The sequence below is a fragment of the Streptococcus sanguinis genome, from assembly GCF_003943655.1.
Lineage (GTDB): Bacteria > Bacillota > Bacilli > Lactobacillales > Streptococcaceae > Streptococcus > Streptococcus sanguinis_F.
Map to the genome: position 1 here is coordinate 42,384 of NZ_RJMM01000009.1, position 23,974 is coordinate 66,357.

Annotated in this window: 22 protein-coding genes and 1 pseudogene; 20 read left to right on the forward strand and 3 right to left on the reverse strand. The window is 42.5% G+C overall.

The features are described 5' to 3' along the window. Window positions 1-35: 35 nt before the first annotated feature. The 5 genes from D8886_RS05480 to D8886_RS05500 all read left to right on the forward strand — a co-directional run bounded on the left by D8886_RS05480 (window position 36) and on the right by D8886_RS05500 (window position 3,701). Window positions 36-926, forward strand: coding sequence for a hypothetical protein (locus D8886_RS05480; RefSeq protein ID WP_125378284.1), 891 nt, complete (start codon window positions 36-38; stop codon window positions 924-926). 51 nt (window positions 927-977) lie between these two features. Continuing rightward, on the forward strand, window positions 978-2,012 hold the full coding sequence (locus tag D8886_RS05485) for a SepM family pheromone-processing serine protease (protein ID WP_125434478.1): 1,035 nt from the start codon (window positions 978-980) through the stop codon (window positions 2,010-2,012). Between the two features lie 197 nt (window positions 2,013-2,209). Further along, complete coding sequence (locus D8886_RS05490) at window positions 2,210-2,806, forward strand: hypothetical protein (RefSeq protein ID WP_125434479.1); 597 nt, start codon at window positions 2,210-2,212, stop codon at window positions 2,804-2,806. 2 nt (window positions 2,807-2,808) lie between these two features. Then, entirely contained in the window at window positions 2,809-3,033 is a 225-nt protein-coding gene (locus D8886_RS05495) for a helix-turn-helix transcriptional regulator (RefSeq protein ID WP_002894155.1), read from the forward strand. Window positions 3,034-3,182: 149 nt separating this feature from the next. Then, window positions 3,183-3,701: an ATP-binding protein gene (locus D8886_RS05500; protein WP_185761258.1), complete on the forward strand. Its 519-nt coding sequence runs from the start codon at window positions 3,183-3,185 to the stop codon at window positions 3,699-3,701. A 61-nt stretch (window positions 3,702-3,762) separates the two neighbouring features. Here D8886_RS05500 and rpmG read toward each other — a convergent pair whose 3' ends face one another. Next, window positions 3,763-3,912, reverse strand: coding sequence for a 50S ribosomal protein L33 (gene rpmG, locus D8886_RS05505; RefSeq protein WP_001265622.1), 150 nt, complete (start codon window positions 3,910-3,912; stop codon window positions 3,763-3,765). Window positions 3,913-3,927: 15 nt separating this feature from the next. After that, window positions 3,928-4,110, reverse strand: a complete 183-nt coding sequence (gene rpmF / locus D8886_RS05510) for a 50S ribosomal protein L32 (RefSeq protein ID WP_002907528.1) — start codon at window positions 4,108-4,110, stop codon at window positions 3,928-3,930. 256 nt (window positions 4,111-4,366) lie between these two features. Between rpmF and ilvD the strand changes: the two genes are divergently transcribed. Next, window positions 4,367-6,070: a dihydroxy-acid dehydratase gene (gene ilvD / locus D8886_RS05515; protein ID WP_023917059.1), complete on the forward strand. Its 1,704-nt coding sequence runs from the start codon at window positions 4,367-4,369 to the stop codon at window positions 6,068-6,070. Window positions 6,071-6,152: 82 nt separating this feature from the next. On the opposite strand, the gene D8886_RS05520 is transcribed toward ilvD, so the two are convergent. Beyond that, window positions 6,153-6,494, reverse strand: coding sequence for a metal-sulfur cluster assembly factor (locus D8886_RS05520; RefSeq protein ID WP_002899327.1), 342 nt, complete (start codon window positions 6,492-6,494; stop codon window positions 6,153-6,155). A 180-nt stretch (window positions 6,495-6,674) separates the two neighbouring features. Here D8886_RS05520 and hisS point away from each other — a divergent pair, with 180 nt between their 5' ends. The 14 genes and pseudogenes from hisS to D8886_RS05590 form a co-directional block, all read left to right on the forward strand. Beyond that, window positions 6,675-7,955, forward strand: coding sequence for a histidine--tRNA ligase (gene hisS / locus D8886_RS05525; RefSeq protein ID WP_125434481.1), 1,281 nt, complete (start codon window positions 6,675-6,677; stop codon window positions 7,953-7,955). Window positions 7,956-8,122: 167 nt separating this feature from the next. Beyond that, entirely contained in the window at window positions 8,123-8,410 is a 288-nt protein-coding gene (locus tag D8886_RS05530; RefSeq protein WP_227965047.1) for a WXG100 family type VII secretion target, read from the forward strand. 235 nt (window positions 8,411-8,645) lie between these two features. Continuing rightward, on the forward strand, window positions 8,646-11,549 hold the full coding sequence (gene esaA, locus D8886_RS05535) for a type VII secretion protein EsaA (protein ID WP_125434482.1): 2,904 nt from the start codon (window positions 8,646-8,648) through the stop codon (window positions 11,547-11,549). Between the two features lie 6 nt (window positions 11,550-11,555). Then, complete coding sequence (gene essA / locus D8886_RS05540; RefSeq protein WP_125434483.1) at window positions 11,556-12,014, forward strand: type VII secretion protein EssA; 459 nt, start codon at window positions 11,556-11,558, stop codon at window positions 12,012-12,014. A gap of 1 nt (window position 12,015) precedes the next feature. Then, window positions 12,016-12,255 carry an EsaB/YukD family protein gene (locus D8886_RS05545; RefSeq protein WP_002894139.1) on the forward strand — a complete coding sequence of 80 codons (240 nt, stop codon included), beginning with the start codon at window positions 12,016-12,018 and terminating at the stop codon, window positions 12,253-12,255. A gap of 1 nt (window position 12,256) precedes the next feature. Next, the gene (essB, locus tag D8886_RS05550) at window positions 12,257-13,516 is read left to right on the forward strand and encodes a type VII secretion protein EssB (protein WP_125434484.1); all 1,260 of its coding nucleotides are present in this window, start codon (window positions 12,257-12,259) and stop codon (window positions 13,514-13,516) included. Between the two features lie 2 nt (window positions 13,517-13,518). After that, entirely contained in the window at window positions 13,519-17,934 is a 4,416-nt protein-coding gene (gene essC, locus D8886_RS05555) for a type VII secretion protein EssC (RefSeq protein WP_125434485.1), read from the forward strand. Between the two features lie 11 nt (window positions 17,935-17,945). Continuing rightward, window positions 17,946-18,320, forward strand: coding sequence for a TIGR04197 family type VII secretion effector (locus D8886_RS05560; RefSeq protein WP_125378274.1), 375 nt, complete (start codon window positions 17,946-17,948; stop codon window positions 18,318-18,320). Window positions 18,321-18,392: 72 nt separating this feature from the next. After that, window positions 18,393-20,189 (forward strand): glycine zipper domain-containing protein, encoded by a 1,797-nt coding sequence (locus tag D8886_RS05565; protein ID WP_125434486.1) that lies wholly within the window; start codon window positions 18,393-18,395, stop codon window positions 20,187-20,189. A 6-nt stretch (window positions 20,190-20,195) separates the two neighbouring features. Then, on the forward strand, window positions 20,196-20,867 hold the full coding sequence (locus D8886_RS05570) for a hypothetical protein (protein ID WP_125434487.1): 672 nt from the start codon (window positions 20,196-20,198) through the stop codon (window positions 20,865-20,867). After that, window positions 20,860-21,159, forward strand: a complete 300-nt coding sequence (locus D8886_RS05575; protein WP_125434488.1) for a DUF4176 domain-containing protein — start codon at window positions 20,860-20,862, stop codon at window positions 21,157-21,159. The genes D8886_RS05570 and D8886_RS05575 overlap by 8 nt, the downstream gene beginning before the upstream one ends. A gap of 92 nt (window positions 21,160-21,251) precedes the next feature. Continuing rightward, window positions 21,252-21,614 carry a hypothetical protein gene (locus D8886_RS05580; RefSeq protein ID WP_125434489.1) on the forward strand — a complete coding sequence of 121 codons (363 nt, stop codon included), beginning with the start codon at window positions 21,252-21,254 and terminating at the stop codon, window positions 21,612-21,614. Between the two features lie 60 nt (window positions 21,615-21,674). Beyond that, window positions 21,675-23,357 carry a hypothetical protein gene (locus D8886_RS11815; protein ID WP_260469496.1) on the forward strand — a complete coding sequence of 561 codons (1,683 nt, stop codon included), beginning with the start codon at window positions 21,675-21,677 and terminating at the stop codon, window positions 23,355-23,357. 294 nt (window positions 23,358-23,651) lie between these two features. Continuing rightward, a pseudogene (locus tag D8886_RS05590) lies at window positions 23,652-23,974 on the forward strand (hypothetical protein); the annotation flags it as partial.

The following is a 23,974-nucleotide window of genomic DNA, read 5'->3' on the forward strand; positions in this document are numbered from 1 at the left end:
ATTAGAAAGGGTTTTAGGATTTAGGATAATGAACGATGAATGATGTAAAAGTAACAAGGGTTTTCAGAGAAGCTTGGATTTTTGTTACAGAATATTATTTTGTCTGGCTGAAAGGCCTTTTGCTGGTCGGAATCCCGCTTGCAGTGCTGGGCTGGTTTCTTTTTCCGCTGGTTTCGAGTTGGTCTTACCGGTCCATTTTAGTCTTGACTTGTTTGGCATTTATAATTGCCTTCGGTTTTGCTTACGTCAATAAATTTGCCTTGACAGTGATACGAAATCCGCAGATGGTTAAGCTCTATTTTGGCTATGCAGTTTGGTACAGTATCTCAGATGGCTTGCTTACCCGCCTCTTTTATTCCTTCATTGTCAGTGCAGTCCAAGTCCTGATTCTGTACATGGGTTGGTCGGCAATTGGCATCAATCTTGGGGTGGCTAGTCTCTTTGCCTTTTATCGGAGGGCAGTAAGTCCAGAGGCCATTGTGATTTTCCAGTTTCTCTTTCCTTTCTTGTTCATGGTCTTTTATCTGCTCTTCACTTATCTGGTTGATTCCCACTTCTTTTTGCTGTCCTATATCATTCAGGATACTAGCTCCAGAGACAATCTGGCCAAGCCGCTTTCTTTTTATGGCTGTTTGAGAAAGTCAGTCCTGTTGATGAAGGAGCGCAGGGGTCGCTATGTTCTGCTCAGCTTTTTTCTAGCTTCTTTTGGTGGGTTGATTGGCCTGGGTACTCATCTCCTGATGGATCTGATAAGGCAGTATATTGGTCCCTTGCTGGGGGAACTGGATGATTTACTTGGCCTGATCCAGATGATTCCTGTCCTAGTTTTCAGTAGCTTTTACTGTGTATTTGTTCTGGTTGTTAGGACAGTTTTTGCCGATACTCTGATGGAAAATGATGTAGAAGTGGTGGATTTTGGTGATTAGTTTAGGAAGTTGCAAGACCAGACAATACTTGATAGAAACAAGAGGAAGGATATGAAATCAGTAACAAGAATTTTAATAACAGCTTTGGTGTTAACTGGGATTGGCTTTATCCCCCTGCCTTATCAAGTGGAGACCTTGAGACCGGCTTTGAATGCCAAAGACTTTGTCCAAGTTCAAGGAGGAACTAGTCAAGGAAAAGGTCAAATCTATGTCATGGCTGTCGGTGTTTCCGATGCCCGGGTGTTCAGTCTCTTTTTGACTTTGCTGCCTAATTACAGGCTAGAAACAGAGTATGTCTCTGTACCTGAAAACTATTTCGATAAGGAGAAGGGACGGGAAGAGCGAGAGAACAGCACTATGGGGTCTTCCCATCTCAATGCCTTGCAGGTAGCTTATCAAGCATCCGGTCATACTGTTGAGATTAGACATAAAGAGATTTTTGTGGATGCTGTCAGCCAAGAGACGCCGTTAGCTCAGGAGCTGCAGAAAGGCGATGTGATTTTAAAGATTGACAATCAGACTTACACTAGCCCATACGACATCGTTGATCAGATGGAACAGCGGCCAGTCGGCGATGTGGTATCAATTGAGTACAGTCGAAATGGTGTAATCGGTTTGGCTAGCGGTCCTGTGATTGTGGATGAGACAACTGGTAAGCCTGGTTTAGGGATTGCATTGGGTTCTAAAGCCAGTGTTGCCATGAATCCTCTGACGGAGTTTAAGAGCAACGGTGTAGCAGGTCCTTCTGGTGGACTCATGTTCAGTCTGGAGCTGTACAATCAGCTCGTGTCTGAAGACATTACCAAAGGAAAAGCTATTGCTGGTACTGGAACGATTGACCACAAGGGAAATGTTGGCCGGATTGGCGGGATAGAGATGAAGGTCATGGCTGCCGATAAGGCAGGTGCTGAGATTTTCTTTGTTCCTGATGATACCATTGACGCTGATATTGCCCAGTACAATCCCAAGCTGCGCTCTAACTACCATGAGGCACTTCGTGCTTCTATCAAAATCAAGAGTAAAATGAAAATCGTCCCTGTCAAAACCTTCAACGAAGCTTTGAACTATCTCAGAGAGATGGAATAAGAGACTTTACTACTCTATGAATAGTCAATAGAAACACAAGCTNTTGCTAGTTATTTATCTGGCGAGGGCTTTTATTATAGAATTTTTTCAAATAATTGCCACCTTGGCACATAAATTCTTGCTTTCCAAATTGAAGTGTGATATGTTTATAACATAAAGAGTGTTAAATATTTATAACATAAGGAAAGGAGTCTATCATGAAAAAAAGTCAAAAAACGGGTGGCCTCATTACAATGATTGCCGCAGCTCTTTTTATTGATTTTACTGTTTTATTTGGTTCTAATCTTAGTTGGGGTCCCAAGTTGATTATTCTCGGTATTTCAGTATTAGGTCAGATTGTAGCTATTTGGGGCTGGCTGCACATGAAACCATGGCCTCATAAGAGTCAGAAAGGTAAGGGAAAGACTATTTTTGACTTGTCTGCTAAGCTTTACACGATGCTTTTGTTTGCAGCAACCATTTTTTATACAGTAGGAATTTGGGTTGCGACCCCAAGCGAAGGATCCAGTATTAAGGAATGGATTTTGGGAGTCGGCCTCGTTATTGAAGCGATTGTATTTGGTTTTTTCTCTTTGAAAAATGTCAAGGAAACTCCAGACGAACGCTTCTATGCTAATCTAGCTAAGGCAGCTAGCTTGATGTTTGTTTTTATACTAGGCGCACTGATAATCCTAGCAGTTATCATTGGGTACATGGGTTCTCTCACTCTTTACATGGGCCAGTTCTTTATTAGCATAGCTGCCTTGATTTGCATCTTTGCGGTTGTCTATCTTATTTTGGAACGGAGAGGATAACCATGGCCAAAGAAAGCAAGATTATCACTAATCTCAAATCTGTTCGTGAGTCCATGGGCATGACCCAGCAGGAGTTAGCCGACCGCATCGGCATGCGGCGCGAGACAATTCTGCACTTGGAAAATAACCGTTACAATCCTTCGCTGGAAATGGCTCTCAAAATTGCTCAAGTTTTTAATCTGAAAGTAGAAGATCTCTTTGAACTCAGACAGAAAGAGGAGGCATAATTCTTTTCGAGACCTGCTAGTGACATAAACCAGAATACTCTAGGCAGTTTGCTGCTTAGAGTATTCAATTTGTATATGAATCATCGTTTTTATCTTTTTCCAAAAAATGCTATAATATGAGCAAGTATGTAGAGTATAGAGGTATTAGGTTGGAAAATTGTGTTTATATCATTTCGGGTCCTCCAGGTGTTGGAAAAAGCAGTGTCAGTAAAGAATTAGCCTATTCTTTTGACAAGAGTGCTGTGATAGAAGGCGACATGATTTATTTAATGGTTAAAAGCGGCTTAGTAGCACCTTGGGAAGACGATGGCTACTACATGGATTTATTCTGGGACAATATCATTAGTCTTACCAGCAATTTACTTAATAGAAGCATGACTATCATCATAGACTATGTCATATTCGAGGAACAAATCAAAAAAATTACAGATTTTTTAAAGGCCAGACAAACAAGATTAAAATACTGTGTATTGCTGGCAGAAGAAGAAAAGCTTAAAGAAAGGGACCTATTCAGAAATGAAATAGAAAGAACGGGTGACTTATCAATCAAATCTAGAAAAGAGTTTCTAGCTAAAAATATTACTCAGGAGCATTTCCTTTATACGGATCAGTTAGATATCAGAGAAACTGTGAATCTCATAAAAACAGAAGATCGATTTTTTGTTTAAGAACGAATAAAAGAAAAAAAGCCTTTGAAATACTGATTTCAAAGGCTTTTCTTTATCTCAATTATTTAACTTCTGTAAACACAACGTGCTTGCGAAGTTTTGGTGAGTATTTCTTCAATTGAAGACGGTCTGGTGTGTTGCGTTTGTTTTTAGAAGTAAGGTACAAGCGTTCACCAGATTCTTTGTGTTCAAGTGTGATATTTACGCGCATGGTAGCTCCCTTCTATTATTCTTCTGCAGCAGCTTTGGCAATCTTACGGCCCTTGTAGTATCCTTTAAGGGATACACGGTGAGAGCGTGAGTAATCACCAGTAGTTTCGTCAAAAGTTACAGTTGGAGCTGTCACTTTGTAGTGAGTGCGGCGTTTGTTTTTCTTCGCTTTGGAAGTGCGACGTGCAGGTACTGCCATTGTTTGTTTCTCCTTTTAGATTGTGAATTCGATTCAATTTGATGATTTTCATCAACTTTAACAGTATAACAAAACTTTTTTGTAAAGTAAAGTTACTTGACAGATTTTTTTCTTCTTTTTGCTTGATAGGAAAAAGTTTCAAATTCGCCTCTATATTTTTCCCAATCTTCTGAAAATTTAAAAATTTTCCTCTGTAAAATATAGCCTAAGTGTGGTATAATAAAGCACAAAGATTACTGTAATGAAAGGGAAAGCTATGACAGATAAGGATATTCGTCACAGAAGTAAGATTTATGACAGTATGGTTAAATCTCCTAACCGTGCCATGCTTCGCGCGACGGGGATGACTGATAAAGATTTTGAAACGCCTATTGTTGGGGTGATTTCCACTTGGGCGGAAAATACACCTTGTAACATCCATTTGCATGACTTGGGCAAGCTAGCCAAGGAAGGCATTAAAGCAGAGGGCGCTTGGCCTGTTCAGTACGGGACTATTACGGTTGCAGACGGGATTGCCATGGGGACGCCAGGGATGCGCTTCTCTCTGACCTCACGCGACATCATCGCAGATTCCATCGAGGCTGCAATGGGTGGGCATAACGTGGATGCTTTTGTAGCTATCGGGGGCTGTGATAAAAATATGCCTGGCTCCATGATTGCCATTGCTAACATGGATATTCCTGCTGTCTTTGCCTACGGCGGAACGATTGCACCGGGGAATCTGGACGGCAAGGACATTGATTTGGTTTCTGTCTTTGAAGGAATCGGGAAATGGAACCATGGTGACTTGACAGCTGAGGAAGTGCGGCGCATTGAGTGTAATGCCTGCCCTGGTCCTGGTGGCTGTGGCGGTATGTATACGGCCAATACTATGGCGACGGCTATTGAAGTTCTAGGCATGAGTCTGCCAGGATCATCTTCTCACCCTGCTGAGTCCAAAGACAAGCAAGAGGATATCGAAGCAGCTGGTCGTGCTGTTGTAAAAATGCTGAAAATGGGGCTGAAGCCGTCTGATATTTTGACACGTGAAGCCTTTGAAGATGCAATCACAGTTACCATGGCTCTGGGTGGCTCGACCAATGCTACTCTGCACTTGCTGGCCATGGCGCATGCGGCCAATGTTGAGCTGACGCTTGATGACTTCAATGTCATTCAAGAGAAGGTACCACATTTGGCTGACTTGAAACCGTCCGGTCAGTATGTCTTCCAAGACCTTTATGAGGTTGGTGGAGTGCCGGCTGTGATGAAATATCTCTTGGCGAACGGCTTCCTGCATGGTGACCGCATTACTTGTACAGGTAAGACTGTGGCAGAGAATCTGGCAGAATTTGCTGATCTGACACCAGGTCAAAAGGTCATTATGCCGCTTGAAAATCCAAAACGTGCGGACGGTCCACTCATTATCTTGCATGGTAATCTGGCTCCAGATGGTGCTGTTGCTAAGGTTTCTGGTGTTAAAGTACGCCGTCACGTCGGACCAGCCAAGGTCTTTGACTCAGAAGAAGCCGCTATTGATGCGGTACTGGCTGATGAAGTAGTTGATGGCGATGTGGTTGTAGTTCGCTATGTTGGACCAAAAGGTGGCCCTGGTATGCCAGAAATGCTGTCACTTTCGTCTATCATTGTAGGGAAAGGCCAAGGGGACAAGGTGGCCCTTCTTACAGACGGTCGCTTCTCAGGTGGTACTTACGGCTTGGTTGTTGGACATATTGCTCCAGAAGCCCAGGATGGTGGCCCGATTGCCTATCTTCGTACAGGCGATATGGTCACGGTTGACCAAGACACCAAGGAAATTTCCATGGCGGTCTCTGATGAAGAGCTGGCGAAACGTAAGGCAGAAACGACTATTCCACCGCTTTATAGTCGCGGGGTACTTGGTAAATATGCTCACATGGTATCCTCTGCCGCTAAAGGTGCTGTTACTGACTTCTGGAAACCAGAAGAAACAGGTAAGAAATAGCCTATATATGACAAAAGAACCCGCTAGTTTTTCTAGCGGGTTTGATATTTTTATTTTAAATACTGATAAGTTAATTATCTTCTTATCTAGGACTGATTCCCAAAGCAATGCGGCCGAAGCGACTGATACGAGTGATTTTCCAAGCAGGAGACCAAGTAACCTCGACAGAGGCACTTTCAATCTCATCGATTTTCTTAAGAGAGTCCATAATGGCGATGGGCAGGCTCTCAGCACAGTCACAGGCTGTATCGGTAAAGGTCATAACAACCTTGCAGTGGCCATTTTCGTCTAAGTTAATTTCATAAATCAACCCTAAGTTATAGACATCCAGCTCTACATCCGGATCGTAAATACGCTCGAGCTTTTCCACCAATTTATCCTGAATTGCAGCTGCTCGGTCATTGATTTTGATATCGTCTCTCATGGCTATCCCCTTCTATCTGAGTTGAATTGTTTTTATTTTCTCACAATTCAGACTTTTTTTCAAGCTATTTTGGAACATGAAAACGGATTTAGTTCTTCCAAACGAAAAATCCCTTTCGGGCTCCTCAAAATGGCGGACTTATGATAGAATATAAGTACTAAAGAAGGCGGAGGTCAGAAGATGAAATTACAAAAACCTAAAGGAACTCAGGACATTCTTCCTCAGGAATCAGCCAAGTGGCAGTATTTAGAAGACTTTGCCCGCAAGACATTTAAAAAATACAATTACGGCGAAATCCGCACGCCGATTTTTGAGCACTATGAGGTCATCAGCCGCTCGGTCGGGGATACGACAGACATCGTGACTAAGGAAATGTATGACTTCTATGACAAGGGCGACCGTCATATCACGCTGCGTCCAGAGGGGACAGCGCCAGTGGTGCGTTCTTATGTGGAGAATAAGCTTTTTGCTCCGGAAGTTCAAAAGCCTGTTAAAGTCTATTATATGGGATCTATGTTCCGCTATGAGCGGCCTCAGGCTGGCCGTCTGCGGGAGTTTCACCAGATTGGTGCAGAGTGTTTTGGCTCTAGTAATCCTGCTACAGATGTAGAAATGATTGCCATGGCGGCTCAATTTTTCAAGGATATTGGTATTACTAATGTCAGCTTGGAGCTTAACTCGCTGGGGAATCCTGAGAGCAGAGCTGCTTACCGTCAGGCCTTGATTGATTATCTTACCCCACTGAAGCCTAGCCTTTCAGCAGATAGCCAACGTCGCTTGGAGGAGAATCCGCTGCGCGTGCTGGATTCTAAGGAGTCAGAGGATAAGGCGGCAGTAGAAGGTGCACCGTCCATTCTGGATTATCTCGATGAGGAGAGCAGTACCTACTTTGCGGCTGTTCGCTCCATGCTGGAGACCTTGCAGATTCCTTATGTCATCAATACCAACATGGTCCGTGGTTTGGACTACTATAATCACACAATTTTCGAGTTTACGACAGAGGTGGCTGGCAGTCAACTGACCATTTGTGCTGGCGGCCGTTATGATGGGCTGGTTGCTTACTTTGGTGGTCCAGAGACGCCAGGTGTTGGCTTTGGTATGGGCTTAGAACGCCTACTTCTCGTGCTTGACAAGCAAGGAGTAGAGCTGCCGATTGAAACCGCTCTAGATGTTTATGTAGCTGTTTTAGGAGCAGGTGCCAATGGCAGAGCTTTGGAGTTAGTGCAGGCTCTCCGCGCACAAGGGTTTGCGGCAGAGAGGGATTATCTCGACCGCAAGCTCAAGGCTCAGTTCAAATCAGCGGATATCTTTAGAGCCAAAACTCTTATCACCTTGGGTGAAAGCGAATTGGAGAGCGGTCAGGTGACTGTTAAGAACAATCATAATCGTGAGGAGATTATTGTTAGCCTAGACCAAATCCAAGAAAACTATCAGCTTATTTTTGAGAAATTGGNGTTTTAAAGGCTTGATCCTAACAATTGAAAATGCTATAGTATCAGGCGTTTGAGCGAATTTGGTTGACAACATGTCAATATATTTTCTAAAAAAATATCTTTAAAAGCTTGAAACATAAAGTGATTATTGATATAATGTACCCGTTATATAAATTTGCTAAAGGAGAGACAACTATGTCACAAATTAAATTAACTCCAGAAGATCTTCGGACTTCTGCGCAAAAATATACTCGTGGTTCTGAAGATGTTAGTCAAGTTCTTAGCAGCTTAAAACATGAACAAGAAGTTATCAGAGGAAACTGGGATGGTTCTGCTTTTCGTAGCTTTGATGCACAATTTGAAGCACTATCTCCAAAGATTGAAGAATTTGCACACTTGCTTCAAGATATTAATGCTCAGTTGCTTAAAGTTGCTGACATTGTTGAAGAAACAGATGAAAATATTGCTTCACAAATTCACTAATTTTGTTATAACGGCTTTAGGAAGGCAAGAGCCTTCCTATTTTTGTAAAGATTAAAAATGAAAAAATGGCAGTTTCTTTCATGTTTGATAAGAAAATCGCTGCAATGTAAAGGCAAGCTCTGACAATCTGAATCAATATCTGAATTAGACTGTTAGAGCTGTTTGTGTCTTTCTGTGTGCTTTTTTATGTAACAATAAACTAAAAAAATTTAAAAAGAAAAAGAAATTTACATCCATGGGAAATAAAAAATTACTTAAGTATATAGGAAACGTTGTTTTGGTTATTGCCTTGCTGGCTGCAGTAGTGACGCTGAATGTCGCAGTGCAAAAGAATACAAGCACTGCTAGGGACAGCAAGATTCGCACTGACCAAAAGACTAAACTAAATGTTGCGGTTGTCAATGAGGATCGGGCTGTCAAGGTTGACAAGAAAGAGTACAATCTTGGTGCTAGCTATGTCAAGAATCTGGAACGAGATGACTCTCAAAACTGGTATATTGTGACGCGTGGAGCTGCGGATACTGGTCTTGAAAATGGCAAATATCAACTGGTCGTAACAATTCCAAGTGACTTTTCAGAGAAGGTGTTAGATGTTAATGCTATCAGCGCAGATCGGACAATCGTTACTTATAAGGTCAATGCTGCTGGAAATCAGCAGATTGAAAATGAAGCTAATAATCTGGCTAAGGATATTATCGCAGATCTGAATAGCCAGTTGGTTGATATGTATATGGCAAGCATCTTGAGCAATCTATATACAGCTCAGCAAAATGTGCAGGCTAGTTCAGAGGTGCAAATTACCAATATTGGCAATTATCGAACCAACTTGTTGGAGTCTGCTATTGGCTCTAAGAATATCTTCCCAACGTTGGTTAGTATGTCTGCCTCATCTGTCGAAGCCAATAACTCTCTGAAGACGACTCTGGAAACTTATGCTAAGGCTTTCGATGACTTAGATAATTCTCAGGCCACTTATGGAAAGAATTTTGATAGCCTTCTCAAACAGCGGGCGGATGACCAAATCAACTATGCTGCTTTTNTGAAGCAACTGATGGAAATGGATGAAAAAGTTGTCCATGATGATACTCAAAAACTCTACGCTAAGTTAGAAGAAACACAAAAAAATTTCACTAAACAGCTTGGCCAGACCGATGAAGTAAAAGATGTTGATGCTGATAATGTTAGTAAGCAATTAGCGGATTTGGAATCTGCTTTGGAAACAGAACGTGGTCAATTAGATGTCCATAAACAGCAGATTAAGGACTTTGTTGATAATAAATTAAGGACCTACTATGGTGTTGAAGAAGGTAAGCCTATTGCTCTTAGCGCAGTTTTTGGAGATGCTTTAACAAGCTATGAAAATTCCTTAAAAACCCAAATAGCCGAAGCAGTAGCTGCTTTGCCAGCTTATCTGCCATCAGAGATAAAATTTGGTTTGACTATTCCTGTTCCTGACAATTCAATCATTTCTCCGTTTGGAACACCACAAGGAGAGGGGGGGGCTAAGTTAGAAGAACTAGCAGCAGTTGCAGAAAAAGCGGCTAGCTCTACAACCGGCCCAGTTAGTAGCCAGGTTGGAAAGGCTACTTTGTCGGTCACTCCACCAACAGGNGTAACAATTAAAACTATTACATACAATGGTGAAGCAGTAACCAATGGGCAAGAAATTAATTTAGCTGAAGGCGCTAATTTTAATGTGCAGTTCAATGTAGTTAATGATGCTGCAGCCACTTCAGTTGACAGCGCAATTGATATTTCTCTGAATGGTATTAAGGTTGCAAGTGCGCCGGTGAATGTAGAGGATGCACAAAAAGCTGCAGCGGCATATGGAGCTAAAGTACAGGAGATTTCTTCTGCCTATCAACACGTTATGTATTTAATTCAAGCTTATAATTCTTTTGATGAGTTAAAAAATAAAGATATGTCTGAATCTTTATCGAAGCTTTTAGTACAGGCGGTTGAATCTAATCTGGGTGCTTATGAAAATAGTTTGTCTGATAGTAAAGATGGCAAGCCTGAGAATAGTGTCAAAGGGAAGTTGGATAATACGATTACCAGTCTGAAAAGTAAGATTGAAGATATCAAAGGAACTAACGCTAAACTCGCAACAGAAATCGGAGAACAGCTCAACCTTTATGAAAACCTACAAACTAGAATGACAGATATTTCAAAAGCTCAGGCTTCTTCTACAGAAGCGTTGGCTAAAACTGACACCGATTTGTCATCTCTGAATTCAGAATTCTCATCCTTGCTGTCTTCGACTTCTGGCGTTAAGTCTTCTTCACAGACCAATGTGCAAGCAGCTGATAGTGTCAACCAGATCTTCAGCAGTTTCAATCGTGAGCTGGAAAATGCACAAGGGACGACAGAGAAACTGTCTGCGAATGCTGAGAGCTTGATGGGGCAATTCAATAAGGAATTGGAAGATAATGGCAACTTTGTGGAGTCCTTTGTTAAGGTTCTTAACAATGCCTATGAGAACGGTGTTCCTAATGAAGTATTGCTGGACTTCTTATCGAATCCAGTTGCTCAATCTTCTTCATCTGTCAAAGCGACTGTCAATGTTTATCGTCCATTCACATGGATTCTCTTGTTGGAGATTGTCAGTCTCTTTACGGCCTATCTCTTTGCAACACAGAACATTGTACGCAAGGTTAAAGACCGCTTTAAGCTTAATAAACTACAAGATACAGATATTACGACTGTGGGCATCCTAGGCTTCCTGTCTCTGACGATTGGGCTAGTTATCGGGATTGTATCTAGCATGCAGCTTCACATCGGCAAGGAATATGTACCATCTTGGGTCTTGCTGATTGTAGTTGCTAGCTTTGTCTTGATTCAGGGGCAGTATTTGATCCTCAAGCACTTGCGCGTGATGGGTATGGGCTTAGCCTTCTTCATGATTATTAGCTTTGTCTACCTGTCTAATGCTATTGGTACAACGGCTAGTTTGACTGGCTTCCCAGCCTTTATCAAGAGCTTGAATGCCTTGTCTGTGCTAGAAGGCATGCTGTCAGGTTACTTTGACGGCAAGACCGCTGGTTTCTTTGCCATATTTGGTCTGATTGTCTTGCTGGCTCTGCTGGTTGCAGCTAATATCTTTGTCAAGACTAGAACATTAAAAACTGAGGAAGTTTAAAAGAGTATGAAAAGAATTCTGTTTTTATTCCTACTCCTAAGTTCGTTTGCGGTGACAGTTGTCGCCGCAGATGAGCTAAAGGATAATCGTCTGCAGATAGATAATTCGCGGATTGAAAAAGAGCAAGAACTGAACTTTGGTGCACAATCGGAAGGCACCAAGTCTCTTTTCGTTGCTGAGAATCAGGAAAAAATTCAGGAAATGAAGCAGTATCAAAATAAACAGTTGGCCACAGAAGCGGGACAACTGTTTTCTGCTATACAGGGGCCGACGGATATTTACCATTCCAAGGAGCTTTTTCAGCCGGGAACGGAAAAATTGTCCAAGTTGCAGACGAGTTTGAAAAGCGATGAAGAGAGCAGCTGGGATGATTTTCTGCCAGGAGTAGTCTACTTTGTAGCAGCCATACTCTTGGTCAGTATGACTGTCTTTGTCAGCTATCGTATCAGTAAGGGAGAAGTATAAGATGGAAGGACATATCAATATCACCCTCCGTTTGCGGGATAAGGACGTGGATATTCGCATTCCTAAGCGGATTGAGGTCCGTCGCTTCATTCGGGAGATTGATCAGATTTTCAATATCGAAGGAAAGCGCCATAAGTATCAGCTGCGGATTATTAACAAGGGGTTGATACTGGACGAGGGCAAGGTTTTGGCTGATTATCCAGTCACAACGGGAGATTTAGTAGAGATTGAGGAGATTTAAGGTGACTGAGGAAAAATTTGTATTTGCTGAACAAGAGTTTATCTATGAAAAAAATGACAAGAATTGGAGCCTAACGCTGAAGCGGTCGGATGTGGCAACGCAGGATTTGCGGGAGCTCTTGCTTTTGGACCTGCACCATCCACTTTTCTTGGAGCAGGAGACTAAGGCCGACCATGATAGTGTCTATTTCACCTATCAGATTGAGCCTTTGGGGCTGTCCAAGGAAGAGATTGAAAAGCGCACGATTTCTGAGCGGATTCGTCTGGCTCTTAATGTGTTTGCTCTAGAAGCTGCACTGGAGTTGCCAGTGACTTTTTTGCTGCATCCTAGTAATCTCTTTATTACCAAGGATGCGCAGGCGAAGATAGCCTACCGCGGTGTTCCAGGTATCATGACACCTCAGTCTATTTCTCGGGAGGACTTCTTGCGTCAGGCTAAGTGCTTTGCGGTGACGCTCTTTGCAGATCTGGACTTTATGGAGCTTTACAAGGGCTCATTAGAGCTAGAAAATCTGCCGGATTTCCTAGTGGAGCTGCGTGAGGCTGACAGTCTGGAAGATGCGGTTGCAGTTTTAGAAAAATCCTATCAGGAAAAGGTTGCAGAAGAAGCAGAGAAGCAGACACTGGTCTCCAAGCGCCAGCATAAGATTTTCAAACTGGCGACCATCTGGCTGACAGCAGCTGTTGTGATTTTGACCATTCCTTTGATTTACTTGATTTTCATACAAAATCCTTTCAAGGAAAAGTTGCTACAGGCGGATACTGCCTTTATCAAAGTGGACTACAGCAAGGTCATCGATGAGCTGGAAGGAATCTCTCCTAAGAGCCTACCGAATACACAGAAATATGAACTGGCCTACTCTTATATCCAGGGGCTAGAGTTTTCCGATGATCAGCGTAAGGTCATCCTGAACAATGTCACACTAAAATCAGATGATTTGTATCTCAATTACTGGATTCAAGTTGGACGTAATGATTTTGAAGATGCTTTGGACACGGCCAAACGGATTAATGACTCAGATCTGATCATCTATGCCTTGACGCAGGAGATGAAAAAGGTGCGTGAGGACGATAGTTTGTCTGGTAAGGATCGGGAGACTAAGCTTGAGTCCTTGGAAGGCGAGTATAAGAAATACTGGGATAGCCGCAAGGAGCTTCTAACTGGTGATTCTGGCTCAAGCGCTTCTAGCGAGGAAGGTTCCTCAGGAGCAAACTCTTCCTCTAGCAGTGAAGCGTCATCTAGCAGTAGCGCGAAGGAGTAAGTATGGGCAAGACAATCATCATCTATACAGACCATCTGCGCTATGAGCTGCAGCTGACAGAGGATAAGAAAGTTCTCCTAGCAGCGAGTGAGAAGGCTCAGCTTTACCTGCCTCATCAGGAGACTCCTATCCAGATTCAGCTAGCTGAAGGTCAAGTCTTTTATCAGATGGGGGAAGAAACGGGCGTTGTAACTGACGGTATGGCCTTGGGTAATCTCACCTTGTATCAATCTGATTCAGAACCGGCTGTTTATGACCTGCTGGACAGAAAAGAGTTGCTCATCAGCGACCAGAAGGGAGCAGCTATCAGTCTGGAAGCGCCTTTGGAGTTACTCTTGAAGCGAACGAATGATTCTTGGCTTTTGACTAAGATGCGAGGTCAAGTTTACCTCAATCACGTTGAGTGGACGGGAGACCAAATCCAGCTGGAAGCCGGCGACGAGCTGAGCTTGGAAGGTATTTGTCTCAAGGTCTATCCAGAAGAAATCTGGGTGACTGGTCCAGCTACGGTCAGTTCTAACCTCACCTTGCGGGGGGCTTCTCGCCATGGTTTCTATCCAGACTATCCAGACTATCACCGCTCACCGCGGATTATCTATCGGAGTTCAGAGGACAAGATTCAGATTGCTCCGCCAAGCAAGGAGCCTCAAAAGCCTAATGATGAGCTCTTGAGACTGATTGTGCCACCACTTCTCATGGTTGGGGTGACGGTCTTAATCACACTGGTTCAGCCGCGGGGGATTTATATCCTAGTAACGGTTACCATGTCCATTGCCAGTGCTATCTTTTCGGTGCGCGGTTTCTTCAAAAATCGCAAGAAGTTCAAGGAAGACAAGAAGGAGCGCATCGATCTTTATCACCTCTATTTAAAAGACAAGGCTATTGAGCTGAATAAGCTGGAGCGTGAGCAGCGTGATGGGATGCTTTACCATTTCCCAAACATTAACGAACTGACGGGTTTGGTGACAGACTACAGCCACCGCATCTACGAGAAAACACCGCTGCACTTTGACTTTCTTTACTATCGCTTGGGACTTGGCCAGGTGCCAACCTCCTATAAGCTGACCTACGGTCAAGAGGAGCGAAGCGGCAAGAAAGATGCGCTGGAAGAGGAGGGCTATGCTCTCTACACTCGGCATAAGAAAATTCCCGATCTTCCTATCGTGGCTAATCTCAGCCATGGACCGGTCGGCTATATCGGTCCGCGCAATCTGGTCCTGGAACAGCTCCAGCTCTTGGTCATGCAGTTAGCGGTCTTTCACTCATACCACGATGTGCAGGTGATTACCATCATGCCAGAGGAGGAGCGTGACCAGTGGGATTGGCTGCGTTGGCTGCCGCATGCGACTCTGCAAGAGCTGAATGTCCGTGGCTTTGTCTATAACCAACGGACGCACGATCAGGTTCTAAACAGCCTGAACCAAATCCTGAAACTACGCAAGGCTCAGAAGGAAGAAGCGACCCGGCAGGAGACGACACTCTACAGTCCTCACTATGTGGTATTGGTCACAGATGAAAAGCTGATTCTCGACCATATCATCATGGAGTTCTTTACTGAGGATCCGACGGACCTAGGCTGCTCACTCATCTTCGTGCAGGATGTCATGAGCTCTCTGTCTGAAAATATCAAGACGGTTGTCAATATCAAGGACCGCAACACTGGTCAGTTGGTCATGGAAGAGGGAATCCTCAGAGAGATTGACTTCCGACTGGATCATTTCCCAGAAGGCTATGACAAGGAACGAATCGCTCGGACTTTGGCGCCGCTCAATCACTTACAGAATCTCAAGAGCTCAATCCCTGATACTGTCACCTTTATGGAGATGTATGGGGCAGAGACCTTCTCTGATCTGCAAGTCTTGCAGAAATGGCAACAGAATGCGCCTTATAAGAGCTTGGCAGTGCCTATCGGCCTGCGGGGTAAGGAAGACCTAGTCTACCTCAACCTGCATGAAAAAGCTCACGGACCGCACGGGCTGATTGCCGGGACAACCGGATCCGGGAAGTCGGAAACCATCCAGTCCTATATCCTGAGTCTGGCTGTCAACTTCCACCCACACGATGTGGCCTTTCTCCTCATCGACTACAAGGGTGGGGGAATGGCTAACCTCTTCAAGAACCTGCCTCATCTCTTGGGAACCATTACCAACTTGGACGGGGCCCAATCCATGCGGGCATTGGCTTCCATCAATGCGGAGATTCACCGTCGGGAGCGGCTCTTTAGAGAGTTTGAAGTCAATCATATCAACCAATATCAAAAGAAATTTAAAAACGGGGAAGCAACTGAACCCCTGCCCCATCTCTTCCTCATCTCGGATGAGTTCGCAGAGCTCAAGGTTAACCAGCCTGACTTTATCAAGGAGCTGGTATCCATCGCTCGGGTCGGTCGTTCCCTCGGGGTCCACTTGATCCTGGCTACTCAGAAGCCCTCTGGGGTGGTGGATGACCAGATCTGGTCCAACTCCCGCTTTAAGCTGGCGCTCAAGGTGGCAGACCGGACGGACTCGATGGAAATGCTTAAGACGCCAGATGCGGCAGAGATTACCCAGACCGGTCGGGCCTATCTGCAGGTCGGCAATAATGAAGTCTATGAACTCTTCCAGTCAGCCTGGTCAGGGGCAGACTACCAGCCGGATAAGGATGAGATGGGAATTGAAGACCATACCATCTACCTAATCAATGACCTGGGTCAATACGAAGTGCTCAATCAAGACCTGTCAGGTCTTGACCTAGCCGAGGATATCAAGGAAGTACCGACAGAGCTGGAGGCCATTGTCAGCCAGATCCAACTGCTGACAGAGAGCCAGCAGATCCCACCGGTACCACAGCCTTGGCTGCCGCCGCTTAAAGAAAGAATCTATTCAACAGATTTGCGAAAAGGAAATTTCAAAGAATTTTGGTCACATACGAATCGCTCTTTAAAAGCAGTGATTGGTTATGTAGATATACCAAGCCAACAAGCTCAATACACATTAGAACATGATTTTAATGAAGATGGGAATATTGCTCTTTTTGGTGGTCCTTTAACAGGTAAGTCTACTTTTATTCAAACTTTGACGATGGATTTGGCTCGTCAGTTTACACCTAGTCAGGTGAATTTCTATTTATTGGATTTTGGGACAAATGGACTTTTACCGCTTCGTCAATTACCCCATGTGGCTGATACGATTATGATTGACGATCAGGAGAAAATTACAAAGTTAATAAATCGCATAAAAGGAGAAATTCGATACAGAAAAGCTCTTTTGCGTAAACACATGGTAGCCAATGTCAATCTTTATCAAGAAATCAGTGGGCATCAAATACCAAAGCTATTCTTCATGTTAGATGGTTATGATGCTATCAAGGAATCTCCACAGGTTATGGAATTAGAAGATGCTTTTCAAATTATCTCTCGTGAAGGTCTGAGTCTAGGAATATATCTGGTCATTACCGCTGGTCGCATAGGGGTTGTCAAAGCTGCTCTATTAGCTAGTATCAAAACTCGTATTTCTTTGAAATTAACGGATGATATAGATACTCGAAGTTTAATTGGTCGTACTCAGTTAATAATTGAAGATAAGCCTGGACGGGCAATGATAAAGCTTGATGAACCAGAAATTTTCCAAGTTGCTTTGCCAACCAAAGGAGATGACGCGTTTGAAGTAATTGAGCAAATTAGCTCTGAAGCAGGAATGATGTCAGAACAGTGGGAAGGAAGTCTACCTAAACCAATTCCGATTGTTCCAGAAGAATTGAGCTTCGATACTTTCGCGAAAACAATAAGCGTTCAAAAGGCTTTGAAAGAAAATAATCTACCACTAGGTTTAGACTTTGTCAATGTTGAAAGTGTACACATTCCTCTGAAAGGCTTTAAACATCTTCTGTATATAGCTAATGATGATGAACATTTGGAGAATATTACACGCCATCTCTTAGAAATATTTACCAAGCTCATTCCAAATAAGAAAGTCATGTTTATGGATGTAGACGATGAGTATGATGGTCAATTTGACTTATTTGCCCGTATCTCTGAACCAGAAACTCTTGAGGACATGGCAAATCAGCTTATGCTTGAGTTGGAGGATCGTAAAAAAGGTGAGACTGGACACGACTTTATCATCTTTATCCCTAATTTAGAGAAATTTGTTCAGGCAAGTGGCCTGACAGGCGAACAAGTATCAGCACTCTACCAAGAGGGATGGAAATACAATATGCATTTTGTTGTTGGTAGTTCTTATTCTTATATTAGCAATAATGCTATTGGCAGCCCTGCTCGTCAGGTTAAGGCATATAATCAACACTATCTTTTGGGAATGCGCTTAACAGATCAAACAATATTAGAAAAGCCTTATAACAGCAAGGAACCTTATTTAAATAAGGATGAGGTTTATTTATATGGACGTCCATCCAGCGTTAAACTTAAAATTACAATATAAAGGAGAACACTATGTCAGTAGGAACAACTCAGGGAGTAGGTATTCAATCTGATCCGACAGCTGTTCAAAACTATGCAAATGGAATTGTCTCAGCTTATCATTCAGTAGGAAAAGAAACTGCTACAAAGGATTCTATCAGCCAATATGCTGCTTCTGGAACTATTAGTAGTCATATTGACAACGAAGTTAGTGCAAGTGAGCAAGCAGCACAGCAATCTATTGACTTCATTCAGGTTTTACATGGTATTCATGCAGAGTTTCAAACAACAGATGCAAAGATTGCCAATTATATTAACAGAAATACAGGGCCAGTCGAGTCAGGAACTGCTGGTAGTAATTCAGGAAAGAAGAAAAATAAGCAGTTATTTAGTGAGGGAACTAATTAATAATTGTTCAACTAGAAAGGAACATATATGGTAAAGGTAAATTACGCTAGCCTACAGACACAGTCTTCCACGATGTCGTCTGCCTCACAGTCACGTGTAGCAGGCTTCAATCAGTTAATTAGTGCCTTTGACAGCTTCGGCGGCAGCGGCGGTGAGCTGATAGGAACAGGCTATGATGCAGCCCGTGCATATGCGACAAGTGTCATGAGTCCTTATTATAAAGGGTGTATTCTCTACTCTGAAGCAGTTGCGGATGCAGCGAACACACTGGCGGATAGTTATGCGGCTAAGTGTGGAGCTGAGAATTTAGATGAGGAACAGCTGCAAGCGGAGATTGATAGTGCAACGAGAGGTTGTATGGGGCTCAGCGCTTCGATTTCTGGTCTTCAATCTAAATCTAAACCAGCTGCAGGAGATGCGGAAAGAATTGGTCGCTTACAAGAACAGCTTACAGCAGCGGAAAACCAACTGACTGCTGCTCAGAAAAAACTGGATAATCTGAGGGCATTCAGTGCGGAGTCTCCAAGTGCCTGTGCCTCGGCAGATGGTTATCAGGGCTTGGTTTCTAAGGCTATGTCAGGTATTTCAGTCTCCTTTGGCGGTGGTGGCTTTGCTTTGCCGGAAGACTTATCTTGGGTGAGTGATGTTGATCAGGGCTGGGCAGATCGGGAGATAGCCTTGGAGAACAACTATTTATCAGCACTGGATAAGGTATATAGTGGCGAATCTCTGACTGAAGCGGAGCTGACAGCGATAGAGCGATATGCGGCAGCCTATCCAGACCGGGTGGATGCTTCTGCTTTAGAGTACGTACAGCAAGCACGTCAGGTCAAGGCAGAGGAGATGAAATATCGCTCTATCATTGACAAGGTGGATGCAGGGAAATCTTTGACAGATGAGGAAACTAAATTTTTTGAAGAATATAAGAAAAACCATCCAGATGTTCAAGTGAACAGTGATTCAGTGACTAAGGAAATAGGTGAGAAAAATAAATATAGTGCTGCACTAGAAAAATTAAATAATAATAAAGAATTAACCGCTGCAGATGTAAAAGCGATTGAAAAATATTTAAATTCTCATTCTGACGTATCTTTGAGTGATGGGGATAGAAAAAGGTTTGAAGCTGCAAAAGTTACTGTTAATTATAAACAGGTTCTTTCAAAAGCAAAGAAAGAGGGAACATCAGCTGTTTATACTGAAAAAGAAATCCTAGCTCTCAGAGCCTACTATCAAAGCCATCCTGATGAAAAAGTACCGGATTATTTAGCAGAATCTTTGAATCATTTTAATACTACAGGATTAGCTGAAGGGATGGATGTTTCCTTTAACCTTGCAGATGGTTATATTCAATTCACTGGGGGAATTATAGAAACTGCAGAAACAGTTAATGCAATTGGTAATGGAGCATGGACTGGTAACAAAACTTGGGATAAAATAAAAAGCCTCAATGAGGCTGTGGGAAATTCTGATAATATGAAATTATTAGATAAAGCGGATGACCTTGTGAACGTGGCTGATGATGCCGGAAGACTTACGAAGCTAGGTGGGAGTGTTAGCAATCATTTAGGTAAAATGGGTGTTATTGGTTCGCTGGCTTCGGGTGTATCGACTTATCTAGAGCGAAAAGATAAGTATGGTGATGAGGTTGCTCTGCAAGATGCGGCAGCCCATACTGGAATTACTGCAACTTCAACTATTATCGGTTCTGTCATTGGCTCAGCCATACCAATTCCTGTTGTTGGAACGCTTATCGGAGCTTATGCTGGAACAGTAATAGGGAATGCGCTTTCTACAATGTATGATGAATCAAGACATGAGAAACTTGAGTTATCAGACCTTACTGATGGCAGTATATTTAAACTATGGTGATTTAATATGAGAAAAATAATTTTTATTGGACAGAGCGGTGATGAAGCCGTCTACTATAACACGCGAACAAAAGAGGCTTTGGCAGCCGATAAGAGTGTCTTGTTAAATACGGAAGGGGCTAGGAAGACCAATAAGGCCATTATTCCTTTGATGTTGGTTTTCATTTTCTTAGGTTTGATAGGGGGAATGGTAGCTATACCAGTTTTTTCCGGTTTTCGATACAGCAGCTGGATGGTTCCGCCTTATATCGCTGCCCAGTTCTTTGTCTGCTTTGGCTTTATATGGATGATGGAAGAGGCCTTGTATAAAGAAGTGAAGCAGGTTCAGGGGGCAAGTTCTCAACAGTTTGCGAAAGCCGTTGATTCAAATCTGTTTTGGGAAAATTTTAGCAAGAAAAAAGCGACGTTTGGGAAGATGATAGTTTTTCTAATAATACAGTTACTAATTATATTTTTAGCATTTATAGGAATTGCTACCATACCAAATATTGTAAATTCATTTATAAGGCAGGAGAAATTTGATGCACAAATTTTATTTTCATTATTGATAGGTCTCTTTCCTGCCTTGTTGTACCTTTTCTTATTCCAAAACAACCCCATCCGCTGGTTGTTAGCCGTGCGGAAGTATGAGCAAGGGAAAGTGGTATTTGTAGAAGAAAAGGAGAAGCAACATGAGTGAAATATTATTACCATTGGGAACAGTGGTTAAACTAAAAGATCAAACAGAACTAATTATTATCGGCAGGGGTTCGCTAGTAGAGCAAAATCAAGAACCTGTATATTTTGAGTATACAAGTGTTCTTGTACCAACTGGTTATCAGCAACCCGATCAGCTTTATTTCTTTAATCATAGTGATATCCGTGAAGTCGTATTTATGGGATATAAGAATGATGCGGAGCTTGATTTTGAAGCTAATTTTTATCAGCTAGTTAAAAAGTCTGGTTTTAAAAAAGGAGTTACAGAGCCATAAGTTTGTTTTGATAATTTAATGATTATTTTAAAAACTATACTTCTGTTTATTACAAAGTATAGTTTTTGATTATTTAATTTTAAGAGGTTATAATGAAAAAAGAAAAATCGAAACAAGATCAGCTGGATGATTTACATCGTCGCCAGTATGAACTGCAACATAAAATAGATGATTTGGATGTTGAATATCGTCAGTTTAAGGTGACGCGGGAAGATGTGATGTCTTCACAAGGCAGCGCCCTATTTCACTTTAAGAACTTGTTGGACCTAGGGGTGACTTCGTCTCATTCTGCTTTCTACCATTATCTTTTAGATGATATTGAGTCTACTACACGGACGCTGGAAGTTGACTTTGAGGAAGAAGACAAAGCGATTAAGAAACGTTACCAAGCTTATCAAACGCAGTTAACTGCTCTGCATGATCAGCGTAAAAAGTTGGAGCGGGATAAGCAATAAATTGATAAATTTTTAGCTAAAAATTTCAGCAATCTAAATTCACTAACAGAAAGGAAGAATATGGTAAAGGTAAATTACGCTAGCCTACAGACACAATCTTCTACGATGTCGTCTGCCTCACAGTCACGTGTAGCAGGCTTCAATCAGTTGATTAGTGCCTTTGACAGCTTTGGCGGCAGCGGTGGTGAGCTGATAGGAACAGGCTATGATGCAGCCCGTGCATATGCGACAAGTGTCATGAGTCCTTATTATAAAGGGTGCATTCTCTACTCTGAGGCAGTTGCGGATGCGGCGAACACACTGGCGGATAGTTATGCGGCCAAGTGTGGAGCTGAGAATTTAGATGAGGAACAGCTGCAAGCGGAGATTCACCATGCAACATCGGCTTGCATTGGTTTAGGTAATTCGATCGTTAGGCTAGAGTCTGTTAAGCAAACAGAAGCTATCAAAACTAGACTTAATAATCTTAGAAATCAATACGATGCTGCTCAGAGTCAATTGACTGTAGCCCAGGAGAAACTGGACAAGCTGTTAGCTTTCAGCGCAGAGTCACCAAGCGCCTGCGCGTCAGCAGATGGTTATCAGGGCTTGGTTTCTCAGGCGATGTCAGGTATTTCAGTCTCCTTTGGTGGTGGTGGCTTTGCTTTGCCAGAAGACTTATCTTGGGTGAGTACTGTTGAACAGGGTTGGGCTGATCGAGAGATAGCAATGGAGAACAACTATCTATCAGCGCTGGAGAAAGTAAAAACTGGCGAACCTCTGACTGAAGCGGAGCTGACAGCGATAGAGCGATATGCGGCGGCCTATCCAGAACGAGTGGATGCTTCTGTTTTAGAGTACGTACAGCAAGCACGCCAGGTCAAGGCAGAGGAGATGAAAATCCGAGGCTTGATTGATAAGGTGGATGCAGGGAAGTCTTTGACAGATGAGGAAACAAAGACACTTCAAGACTATCAGTCAAATCACCCAGATAGTAATTTGCTGGAGAATGTCAAGTATGCGCTAGATCGAAATGATACGAAGCAAAAAGAGCAAAAAAATATTGATGATGAGTCTAAAGAGATCATTTCAAAAGCAGAGAAGGCTTACAAAAATGGTGAGATTGATGATAAGACTTTCCAATCAATTAAATCAGGAATTATTAATTTCGGGGCGTCATATGTCAAAGAGCTTCTTCAAACTAAACTAACAGATAAAGCAGTTGAAGCCTTCACTAAATCCGCAATAGAATGGTTTACCCACAATATAAATGCAACTCAAATTGGGCGTTCAGCAGCTTTAGTCGGTGGAGGTACGGTGACAATTGCAACTGATTTTAATCCTATATGGGCGCAGCTAGCTAGAGGTGCCGTTAAAAATGGAGTAAAATATGGCATTCCAATTGTTGGTGCCTTGGTTGATTTTGGTATGCAAAAAGCTAGCGGTGAGAGTACAGGCGATGCCTTGATTAAAACAGGGGGCCATGTGGTAGCTGGATTGGCTGGTGCAAAGGTTGGTGCCGTGGTTGGAACATTTATTGGTGGTCCTGTTGGAACTGCTATTGGTGGAGCAGTTGGTTTTGGTCTATCTGTTGCAGGTAGCATGTTATTTGATGCTATCTATGATAATAAAGACAAAATAGCGACTGGCATTGCGGACATTGGGCAGAGAGCCACACAAGCGGTTGAAGATACCGTTGGTAAAGTAGGGGATGCCATATCAGGTTTCGGTAAAATGTTGGGGAGTGTCTTTAGCTTTGGATGATTGTGAATTGAACAAAATTTTTCAAAACAGGTGCTCTAATTAGATTATTAATATTAAAAAATGATTGCTGTGGATGAGTCGATTAAATCGCTATCTGATAGGAATTATTTTAGTAGTAATTATTGAAGGTTTATTTTCATTTATCAATTTTTGGTTAGAATAAGGAGTAATTTCCTAAAATGAATAAGTCGATATATGGAAATTTTTCATTATTATTAGATGTTTTTGTTCGGATTGTTGAATTCTTAATGCTCTCAGATTATATTCTTTGGAACCCATAGAAAGTGTTGTTAGATGATTTTAAAAAAGAAAGATATACTTGTACAATTAGGACAGTATCAGAAAGGCCAAATACTCTTTTATAATAAAAAGACAAAATCCTTGTTAGCCATGGATGAAAAGGCCTCTTATCGCTCGATGGGCCAATTAACTCTTGCCAATAGTTACGTGGTTGGATATGCTATTTTAGCATTTATCAGTGGACTTTTCACCCTACAAAATGTTTTTTTAAAATTGCTTTTATTATTACTTTGTCAATGTGTCATGAGCTATTATGCTTACAAACTGCAAAACTTACAGATGAAAGAAGCTACTTTTTACGCTGTTGATATTACTAT